Source organism: Catenibacterium sp. (assembly GCF_052354645.1).
GTDB lineage: Bacteria > Bacillota_I > Bacilli_A > Erysipelotrichales > Coprobacillaceae > Catenibacterium > Catenibacterium mitsuoka_A.
This window is the reverse complement of record NZ_DAWDDM010000057.1, coordinates 1-9296: the sequence shown is the minus strand read 5'-3', so window position 1 is coordinate 9296 and position 9296 is coordinate 1. Positions and strand designations below refer to the sequence as shown.

The following is a 9296-nucleotide window of genomic DNA, read 5'->3' as shown; positions in this document are numbered from 1 at the left end:
ATATAATGGTCAAAATGTTGAAACAAAAGAAAGGAAAATTTTATGAAGAATATAAAAAATATGATTGTTGTAGGTGGTTTGTGTTTATCGATTGCTTGCAGCGCTGTTTTTACATTGTCTCCAATGACAGTATATGCTATAAATACAATAGAATATGAAACTGAATATATGGAACCGATAGAAGAAAGTGATTATCTTGTAAATCAAAATTCACGTAATATTTTTACAAAAATTGCAAAAAAAGCAGTAAAAAAAGCTATAAATAATAAGGCAAGATTAGTTAATTTTGCTGAAAAGGTGGCTGGTAAAACTGTAGCAAAAAATGTAAATAAATTTTTTACACCTATAACAAGAGCATTAAAACCGTTATTAAAATGGTCGGAAATACCAGGGCAAGCTGTTTACGATGCTATTTTTAGAGCAATTATTAATGCAGGTGGTAGTAGGTCTGTTGCGGCTAATGTGGCAAATGCTGTTAGAGAAGTATTAGGATGGACATTATTTTAATATGAGAGAAGACGATTATAAATTATCAATGGAAAAATTATATCAACAAAATAAATTGTTGATTTCGGCTTTATATGAAATATATGGAGAAGAAATTCAGTCAACAAGTTTATTTTGTTTAGAACATGATATTTCTTTTCTGACAAGGAACAAAATTATGATGGTTTTAAATAAGTATTCAATGCAGCATACAATGTCTGAATATTTATTTTGGAAAGAAAAGATATATTCAGAAGTAAAAGATTTTCCAAATTTGGATAATTGTGAATTTAAAAAAATGCTTTTGTTGTTTTGGAAAGATTATGTAATTACAGATGAATAACTATTAGAGATGCATATAAAATGCAAAAGAAGGACGGATTGTTCGATAGATTAGATTTCGTCTTGTCTTTTTCCGAATAATTAGGTATAATACATGAGAACACGAAGAAAAGGACTAGTATGTAATATACTTATATTGAGAGAGGAAGAGGCTGGTGGAAATCTTCTTATAAGATATTATTGAATTCACCTTGGAGTGCGGCTAATCCCCGCCGTAACACTGACGTTATAAGTGATAAAGTGCATATAGTGTATACTATATGAATTTAGGATGGTACCGCGATTTAAGTCGTTCCTATTGGAACGACTTTTTATTTTTTTAAGGAGGAAAGTTATGGATGAATTATTAAAAATCCAGGAAGAAGCACTTGCGAAAATTGCAGCTTGCGCTGATGCGAAAGAATTAAATGACTTACGTGTATTCTATCTTGGTAAAAAAGGACCTATTCAGGCTGCTATGAAATCAATGAAGACTATGGCTCCTGAAGAAAGAAAAACATTTGGACAGGTTTCAAATAAGACTAAACAGGAAATTGGACAGGCTATTGAAGAAAAGAAAGCTTATTTAGAAGAAAAAGCTTTAAATGAACGTTTACTTGCAGAAGATATTGATATCTCTTTACCAGGTAATCGTTTACCAGTAGGATCTGTACATCCTTTAACACGTGTTAAGGAAGACTTAGAAGAATTATTCCTAGGTATGGGATATAAGGTAGCTGAAGGACCTGAAGTAGAATCAGATCATTTCAACTTCGAATTAATGAACTTACCTAAAGGACACCCTGCAAGAGATATGCAGGATACATTCTATATTGATGAAAATACATTAATGAGAACACATACTTCTCCTGTACAGGCACATGTTATGTTAGAAGCGAAGGGTAAAGGACCTATCAAAGTTATCTGCCCTGGTAAGACATACCGTCGTGACGATGATGATGCCACTCATTCACATCAGTTCATGCAGTGTGAAGGACTTGTCATCGATAAGAATATCACTATGGGTGATTTAAAGGGTACATTAGATGTTTTTGCTAAGAAGATGTTTGGTGAAAAGCGTGAAATTCGTTTAAGACCTTCTTATTTCCCATTCACAGAACCAAGTGTAGAAGTAGATATCTCTTGTGCCAACTGTGGTGGTAAGGGCTGTGCTATGTGTAAAGGTACTGGATGGATTGAAGTATTAGGTGCTGGTATGGTTAACCCTCATGTATTAGAAATGTGTGGATTTGATCCTAAGGAATACCAGGGATTTGCATTTGGTATCGGACTAGAAAGAGTTGCTATGTTGAAATATGATATTGATAATATTCGTGATTTCTACAATAACGACTTAAGATTCTTAGAACAGTTCGAAAGAAAGGAGTAGTATATGTTAGCTAGTTTACATTTATTAAATAAATATGTGAAAGTAGATGATCAAGATCCTGCAGAACTTGCAGAAAAGATCACTCGTATTGGATTAGAAGTAGAAGGACAGGGACCTCTTGCGAAAGGGACTAAGCTTGTTGTTGGTTATGTAAAGGAATGTATTGAACATCCTAATTCTGACCATCTTCATATCTGTCAGGTAGAAACTGCCCCTGGTGAAGTAAGACAGATTGTCTGTGGTGCACCTAATGTGGCTGCTGGTGAAAAGGTTATTGTGGCATTACCAGGATGTGAACTTGAAGGTGGTAAGATTTCTTCAGGTGCTATCAGAGGCGAAAAGTCTGATGGTATGATCTGTTCTATTGCTGAACTAGGATTAGATAACCGTTTATTAAAAGAAGAAGATAAAGCTGGTATTCATGTATTACCAGAAGAAGCACCAGTAGGTACAGAAGCACTAACTTATCTTGGTTTAGATGATTATATTCTTGATATTGGTTTGACACCAAATAGAGCTGATTGTATGGCTATGCAGTCTCTAGCTTATGAAGCAGCTGCTGTATTAGGTAGAAAGGTTACTTTACCAGAAATCAAGAAATATCCTGAAGAAAAGAGTGAAATTGAAGTTCATGTAGAAACTCCTTTGTGCTCATTCTTTGGTGCTAAATTAGTGAAGGGTGTAACAACTAAAGAATCACCTAAATGGATGCAAAATGCACTTCTTGCATCAGGTATTAAGCCTATTAATAATATTGTGGATATTTCAAACTTCGTCATGGTTGAAACAGGTCAGCCTATTCATATGTATGACTATGATAAGCTTGCAAAGAAGGCTTTCGTCATCAAGACTGGATTCAATCAGAAGGCTGTTCTTCTTGATGAAAATGAATATGATATCTTACCTGAAGATGTTATTGTATCAACTGATGATGGCATTGGCTGTGTTGCTGGTGTTATGGGTGGTAATGACACTAAGATTGATGAGAATACAAAGAATATCGTTATTGAAGCAGCTACTTTTGATGGTGCTGCATTAAGAAATACAGCAAGACGTATGAACTTATTAACAGATGCATCACAGCATTATATCAAGGGTGCTATTGATACAATGAGTTCATTAAAGGTATTAGATCGCTGTGCTGATTTATTAGTACAGTTTGCGGATGCTGAAACTATTTATGAAACAGTACATACACCTCTTGATGAAACAAGAAAAACTGTCACTATCGAATTATCAAGAGTTAATGGCTTACTTGGTACTTCATTAACAGTTAAAGAAGTATCTGATATCTTTGATAGCTTATGTTTTGAATATACATTAGAAGATGAATTATTTACTGTAACTGTTCCTACATATCGTAATGATATTACTATGGATGCAGATTTAGTGGAAGAAGTTGCACGTATCTATGGTTATGATAACCTTCCAACTACTTTACCAGTTATGAATATGACAGATGGTGTCTTAACACCAAAACAGTCTAAAGAACAGTTAATTAGACATACACTTGTAGACCTTGGTTTACATGAAACATTGACTTATACATTAACAAGTGAAGCAGCTGTCAATGAATTCAACTTATTCCATTCTTTAGACAATACAGTTAAGTTAATGAGTCCTTTAGGTGAAGAAAGAAGTGCTGCAAGAAAATCACTTATTGGTTCTCTTTTACAGACAATTCATTACAACAATGCACATTCAAACAAAGATGTAAACATCTTTGAAATTGCGAATACATATTCTGACAAGGAAGTATCTAACTTAGCAATTGCAGTAAGTGGGGATTATGTCAATGTACCTTGGATGGGCAAGAAGGAAGCTGTTGATTTCTATCTTGTGAAAGGCTTTGTAGAAACATTATTCAAGAAGTTATGTATTGAAGAATCACGTTATATTTTGAAAAGGTAGAAGCAGACAACAAGGACTTCCACCCAGGTAGAAGTGGTTATATCAAGATGGGTAAGGAAATTGTAGGTGTTATCGGACAGGTACATCCTGCCAAGGCAAAGGCTTATGAAGTCAACGATACATATGTGGCAGAATTGAACTTAACAGCTATTCTTGCATTACGTACTCGTGCCTTAAAATTCAAAGCTATTCCTCTATATCCTGCAGTATCTCGTGATATCGCTTTAGTTGTTGATTCAAAAGTACCTGCTGCAGATGTAGTTAAGACAATCAAACGTGCAAGCAAACAGCTTGTAAAGAGTGCAGAAGTATTCGATGTTTATGAAGGTGAACATATGGAAGAAGGTAAGAAGTCATTGGCTATCTCACTATTATTCCAGGATCCATCTCGTACATTGGATGACGCAACAATCAACTCAGCTATGGAAAAAATTCTTGAAGCCTGCAAGAAGGACCATAACGCCGTGTTAAGAGGTTAAGATCAGTGCTTGCACTGATCTTTTTTTACTTATGAAACTAATTTTTTCGGATTTAGATGGGACACTCCTTCATAGTGATAATACGCTTTCTGATATGACATTACAGGCTATAAAGAAGGTGTATGAACATGATGATTTGTTTATTCCTATCTCTTCAAGACTTCCTGAAAGTATTCAATCATTTGTCCCTTATAAAGCACCTCTGGTCGCTCATAATGGCGCACTGATTATTTTAGGGGATGAAATCATCTCTTATACAATACCAACGGATATTGTCTATGATATATGTTCTTATTGTGATGATTTAGATTGGAATATTTATGATGGTAATAACTGGTATTCTACAAATCAATATTCTAAAGATCATGCGATAGAAGAGTCTTATATTGGTAAAATATCGATTAAGATTGGATTGGAAGACATTAAAAAAATACAGACCATTCATAAAATAGTCTGTATTGGATCTATTGATCATGTCACTTCTTATTTAAAGGAAACATATCCTTCTTTACATATAACACGTAGTGCTTCTTATTATCTAGAAATTACACATAAAGAAGCCACTAAAGCCAATGCGATACAAACGGTGGCCCATCATTATCAAATACCATTAGAGAATACCGTCGCTTTTGGAGATTATTATAATGATGAAGATATGTTAGATATTGCAGGGGTAAGTTATGTCGTAGACAATGCCCCTGATGACTTAAAAGAAAAAGCAGATCATGTTACTTTAAGTAATAATGATGATGGTGTTGCCTTTATTTTAAATCAATTTTACGATAAGGAATCGCTTTAATGGTTTCTTTAAAGAAACCAGGATCTACTAAATTAAGAAGCTGAGCCCCTCTTTTTTCAATATCTAAAGCAGGATGCTTATGCTTTGTGATGTTAGTGATGATCTTATATTCTGTATTCTTTTTAGCTGTTTTAATATAACGCTGTCCTTTAGTAGATAAGCCTAGGATATGAATATAATCAATATCCATGGCTTTTTTCATTTCCTCTTTTGTATTATGAAGAAGAATATGGACTAGCATTCTTTGTATTCTGCTTCTTGTATAACGTTTACTCGTTAAACTGTTAATTAACTCTTCTAGACTATAAGTTTCTTGATTCACTTTATATAAACGGTCATCAAGTCCTTCTTCAATCATATGAAGCCCTTCAAGAGGAGTAAAGGTAATTAAATACTTTAAATAGGGATAGAACTCTTCTAGAGTAAAGAAATGAGAGTCTTTATAAGTTTCATATCCAGGTAATTGATGGGCTACATCTTTTCCTTGCTTCAACGCAATACGTAAAGAAGTTGCGCTTGAAATTTGTTCAATATCTTTTGCATGATAATCATTAGTACGCTTAATACAATGCATAGAAATAGGATAATGATGATGAACCACCTCTTTGACATAACTTAATCCTAATAAGTCATTAGGTGTTCTCACTTCCTTATTTAAAATAAACTGTAATGCTTGATTACAAGCATCAGGATAACGTAATCCATCCTTCATACCTTCTTTAACTTTCATATTGTAAGTATCAGGGTCTTGTTCAATACCTTCAGCTATTTCTATGAATGTCTCTATATTGCCATCCTCACTGCCAAATACAAGATCAGTCACGCCCATTTCATGAAGTAATGTTACTGCACCTTTCGCAAAATAATCTGCACTCTGACAGGCATAAACAAGAGGAAGTTCTATAACGATATCTATGCCTTCTTCTATTGCAATTGCGGCTCTTTTTTGATAACTGATCATTGCCGGTTCTCCTCTTTGTACAAAAGAACTGCTCATGACACATATAGTTAAATCAGGCTTAATTAGTTTTTTAGCTTCCTGAAGATGTAAGCGATGTCCTAGATGATAGGGGTTATATTCTGTAATAATGCCAAGAATTTTCATGGAATCACCTCAAAAAGTATTTTATCATAATGGACTGATAATACAAATAATGATATACTTTTTGTATTAGGAGGATTATTAATATGGCTTTAGAATTTAGATATGATACACAGTTATTAATTGATGGTCATGATTTAGATGAAGATGAAATCAATGATTACATCACTGAACATTTTAAAGGAGACTGCCTTCTTGCAGTAGGTGATGAAGACTTAATTAAAATTCATTTCCATACAAATGAACCATGGCAGTTATTAGAATATTGCTCTACTTTAGGTGAAATCTATGACATCGTAGTAGAAGATATGGATCGTCAATCTAGAGGTCTGAAGGGATAACTTTCATCTTTGATGAAAGTTTTTGTTTATGATGTTTGGACTAGGTACAATCATTAATTGCAGTGCTATTATTATAGCTGGTATTGCAGGGATGGTTTTTGGAAATCATCTTAAAGAATCAATGCAGAATACATTGATGAAAGCAGATGGAGTCGCTGTTATTTTCATAGGTATTGCAGGAGCATTAAGTAAAATGCTTGTAATAAAGGGTGGCACTATCGATACAACAGGTACTATGGTGATGATTATTTCATTGTCATTTGGTGCTGTAATAGGAGAATTGTTGGATTTAGATGGTAAGATGACGCATTTTGGTGAATGGCTGAAGATAAAAACAGGTAATGCAAAGGATCATAAGTTTGTAGATGGTTTTGTGACAGCTTCATTAACAGTCTGTATGGGTGCTATGGCTGTTGTTGGGGCTATTGAAGATGGGGTTCATGGAAATCATTCTATTCTTTTCGCAAAAGCAATACTTGATTTTGTGATTATTCTTGTGATGAGTGCTACCCTTGGTAAGGGATGCTTATTTGCTTTTGTACCTGTTGGATTATTTCAGGGAACAATCACTCTTTTATCAAGTATGATTAGTCCCTATATTACTGCTTCTGCCATGAGTGCACTTTCTTTTATTGGTTCAATACTTATATTTTGTGTAGGTGTTAATCTGGTATTTGATACAAAAATTCGTGTCGCTAACCTTTTACCAGCTTTAATTGTTGCATGCATATGCACTGTTTTTCCGTTGTAAGAAACTTTTACTTGCATTTCTTTTTGTTTTTTGTAGAATATTTATGAGGAGTGACGGCGATGGAAAACAAGATTCGATTAAGTCCTAAAAGAATTCTTAATAAAGAATTTTCTATTGAGACAAAAGGCTATAGCGCAAATGAAGTAGACAGTTATCTTGATATTGTGAAAGAAGATTATCTAAATTTTCAATCTATGTTGAATGAATCTTATGATGAAATTGAAAGTCTTCAAAAAGAGAATGCTGCTTTAAGAAGAAAACTCAATGAATTATTAAGAGAAAGACAGGATCAAAAAGATAATGCACACGTCATGGAAGAGAGTTTGAATAACAATGTCGATGTCCTCAGACGTATTTCTCAATTAGAAAGAGAAGTCTATCATAAAAATAAAGATTAATATAAGTCTGCGAGAACTGATCGCTGGAAACAGAGGAAAGTCCGTGCTGCCACTATCTGAGATGATAGTAGTGATCGTGCTGAGGCCAATAACCTCAGGCAGAAATGACAACGGTGAACGCCTAAGTCGTAAGATATGGAACTAGCCATAAAGTGCCACAGAGACGAATACTGTTAGAAATGACAGGGTGAAAAGGGGTAAACTTCGCGAGGCAGAAACCCAAATTTTGGTAGGGGAGTCTAGCAAAAGGAATTGAACGGATGCTAGGTAGAGAAATCTAAGATAAATGATGAGTTGAAAAACAGAACACGGCTTATAAGAGCAGACTCATAGATGGTTTCCATTGGGAACCGTCTTTTTTTGTGTATCTATAATAGTTGTAAAATGACACTATTTGTGGTTAAATAGACTTGATATGAATGCAAGGAGGCTTAGAGATGAATATTAGTGAAATAATTAAACAGAAAAGAGAGGAAAAAGGATTATCTGTGGAAGAATTATCTTCACAGACAATGCTTTCAATCGCAATAATTAAAGATTTAGAAAATGGCAACTTTGACCATTATCAGGGTGAAGAAGCCTATATGAAGATGTATTTAAGAAAAATCTGCCGTGCTCTTGATATAAATGAAAAAGAAGTACAGAATGAATATTTAAATTTAACTCAGAAAATTGAGTTAGAAGAATTACAGGAAGCAGAAGCACAGAATGAGCATGCAAAGAAAAAGTTATCTGCAGATGAGGAAAAAGCAAAAGCTTTCCGTTTTGAAAAGCCTTCATTTACAAATAATAAAGGTGTCGTAGGTGATAAGAGTCATTTGAATGTGATTAGAGTGATTATTATTGTATTACTTGTTGCGATGATTTTCTGTATAGGTTTCTTTGCGATTAGTAAAACAAAGTCTAAGGCAAATGTGCCATCATTTACAAGTGATCAGCAGACAGCAACAGGTGAAGTGACTAAGAAGCCTTCTAAAAAGAAAACTGAAAAGAAGAAAGAAGAAGAAACTGTACCTGCAGTGACTTATACAAGAAATAGTGATTTAAATTATAATTTTAAATTAAAGGATCCAAATGCACAGACTTTTAAATTAAAGGTTGAATATTCTAAGAAGTGCTGGGGTAGTCTTTATGTAAACCGCACTAAATACACTCAGTTTGAAGGTAAGGTTTATAATGAAGGCGACAGTGTTGAAGTAACACTCAATACAGCAGACTTTAGTGCATTAAGACTTGAAAGTGGTGAACAGTCTGGTGTTTAGGTATAAGTGGATGATGTAGATGTTCCATTTTCTGATGAAGAAAAGGCACAAACAGG

At 34.1% G+C, this 9296-nt stretch carries 11 protein-coding genes, 1 other RNA gene and 1 other annotated feature; of the genes, 11 read left to right on the top strand and 1 reads right to left on the bottom strand.

Going from position 1 to position 9296, the window contains the following annotated elements; all coding sequences use genetic code 11:
* The first annotated feature begins 42 nt into the window (after positions 1-42).
* The 6 genes from ACT8VG_RS04090 (at position 43) to ACT8VG_RS04065 (ending at position 5386) form a co-directional block, all read left to right on the top strand.
* Positions 43-507: a hypothetical protein gene (locus ACT8VG_RS04090; RefSeq protein ID WP_217747185.1), complete on the top strand. Its 465-nt coding sequence runs from the start codon at positions 43-45 to the stop codon at positions 505-507.
* Position 508: 1 nt separating this feature from the next.
* The gene (locus tag ACT8VG_RS04085; protein WP_022424170.1) at positions 509-829 is read left to right on the top strand and encodes a hypothetical protein; all 321 of its coding nucleotides are present in this window, start codon (positions 509-511) and stop codon (positions 827-829) included.
* Between the two features lie 95 nt (positions 830-924).
* Positions 925-1128 (top strand) — a binding site (T-box leader).
* Between the two features lie 34 nt (positions 1129-1162).
* Positions 1163-2197 carry a phenylalanine--tRNA ligase subunit alpha gene (gene pheS, locus ACT8VG_RS04080; protein ID WP_217747184.1) on the top strand — a complete coding sequence of 345 codons (1035 nt, stop codon included), beginning with the start codon at positions 1163-1165 and terminating at the stop codon, positions 2195-2197.
* Positions 2198-2200: 3 nt separating this feature from the next.
* A complete protein-coding gene (gene pheT, locus ACT8VG_RS04075) occupies positions 2201-4108 on the top strand; it encodes a phenylalanine--tRNA ligase subunit beta (RefSeq protein WP_444195256.1) in 1908 nt (635 codons plus the stop codon).
* Positions 4109-4155: 47 nt separating this feature from the next.
* Positions 4156-4587 (top strand): phenylalanine--tRNA ligase subunit beta-related protein, encoded by a 432-nt coding sequence (locus ACT8VG_RS04070; protein WP_444195255.1) that lies wholly within the window; start codon positions 4156-4158, stop codon positions 4585-4587.
* Between the two features lie 31 nt (positions 4588-4618).
* Positions 4619-5386: a Cof-type HAD-IIB family hydrolase gene (locus ACT8VG_RS04065; RefSeq protein ID WP_331873422.1), complete on the top strand. Its 768-nt coding sequence runs from the start codon at positions 4619-4621 to the stop codon at positions 5384-5386.
* Here the strand turns inward: ACT8VG_RS04065 and ACT8VG_RS04060 are convergent.
* Entirely contained in the window at positions 5349-6491 is a 1143-nt protein-coding gene (locus ACT8VG_RS04060; protein ID WP_217747181.1) for a nucleotidyltransferase, read from the bottom strand. The two genes, ACT8VG_RS04065 and ACT8VG_RS04060, sit on opposite strands and share 38 nt — an antisense overlap.
* Positions 6492-6574: 83 nt before the next feature.
* Here ACT8VG_RS04060 and ACT8VG_RS04055 point away from each other — a divergent pair, with 83 nt between their 5' ends.
* From ACT8VG_RS04055 to ACT8VG_RS04035, 5 genes are all read left to right on the top strand, one after another.
* On the top strand, positions 6575-6829 hold the full coding sequence (locus ACT8VG_RS04055) for a hypothetical protein (RefSeq protein WP_006505469.1): 255 nt from the start codon (positions 6575-6577) through the stop codon (positions 6827-6829).
* Positions 6830-6857: 28 nt separating this feature from the next.
* The gene (locus ACT8VG_RS04050) at positions 6858-7580 is read left to right on the top strand and encodes a DUF554 domain-containing protein (protein WP_444195254.1); all 723 of its coding nucleotides are present in this window, start codon (positions 6858-6860) and stop codon (positions 7578-7580) included.
* 59 nt (positions 7581-7639) lie between these two features.
* A complete protein-coding gene (locus tag ACT8VG_RS04045; RefSeq protein ID WP_288209033.1) occupies positions 7640-7978 on the top strand; it encodes a DivIVA domain-containing protein in 339 nt (112 codons plus the stop codon).
* A gap of 12 nt (positions 7979-7990) precedes the next feature.
* An RNA gene (rnpB, locus tag ACT8VG_RS04040) (RNase P RNA component class B) lies at positions 7991-8295 on the top strand.
* Between the two features lie 120 nt (positions 8296-8415).
* The gene (locus ACT8VG_RS04035; RefSeq protein ID WP_444195253.1) at positions 8416-9240 is read left to right on the top strand and encodes a helix-turn-helix domain-containing protein; all 825 of its coding nucleotides are present in this window, start codon (positions 8416-8418) and stop codon (positions 9238-9240) included.
* The last annotated feature ends 56 nt before the right edge of the window (positions 9241-9296 follow it).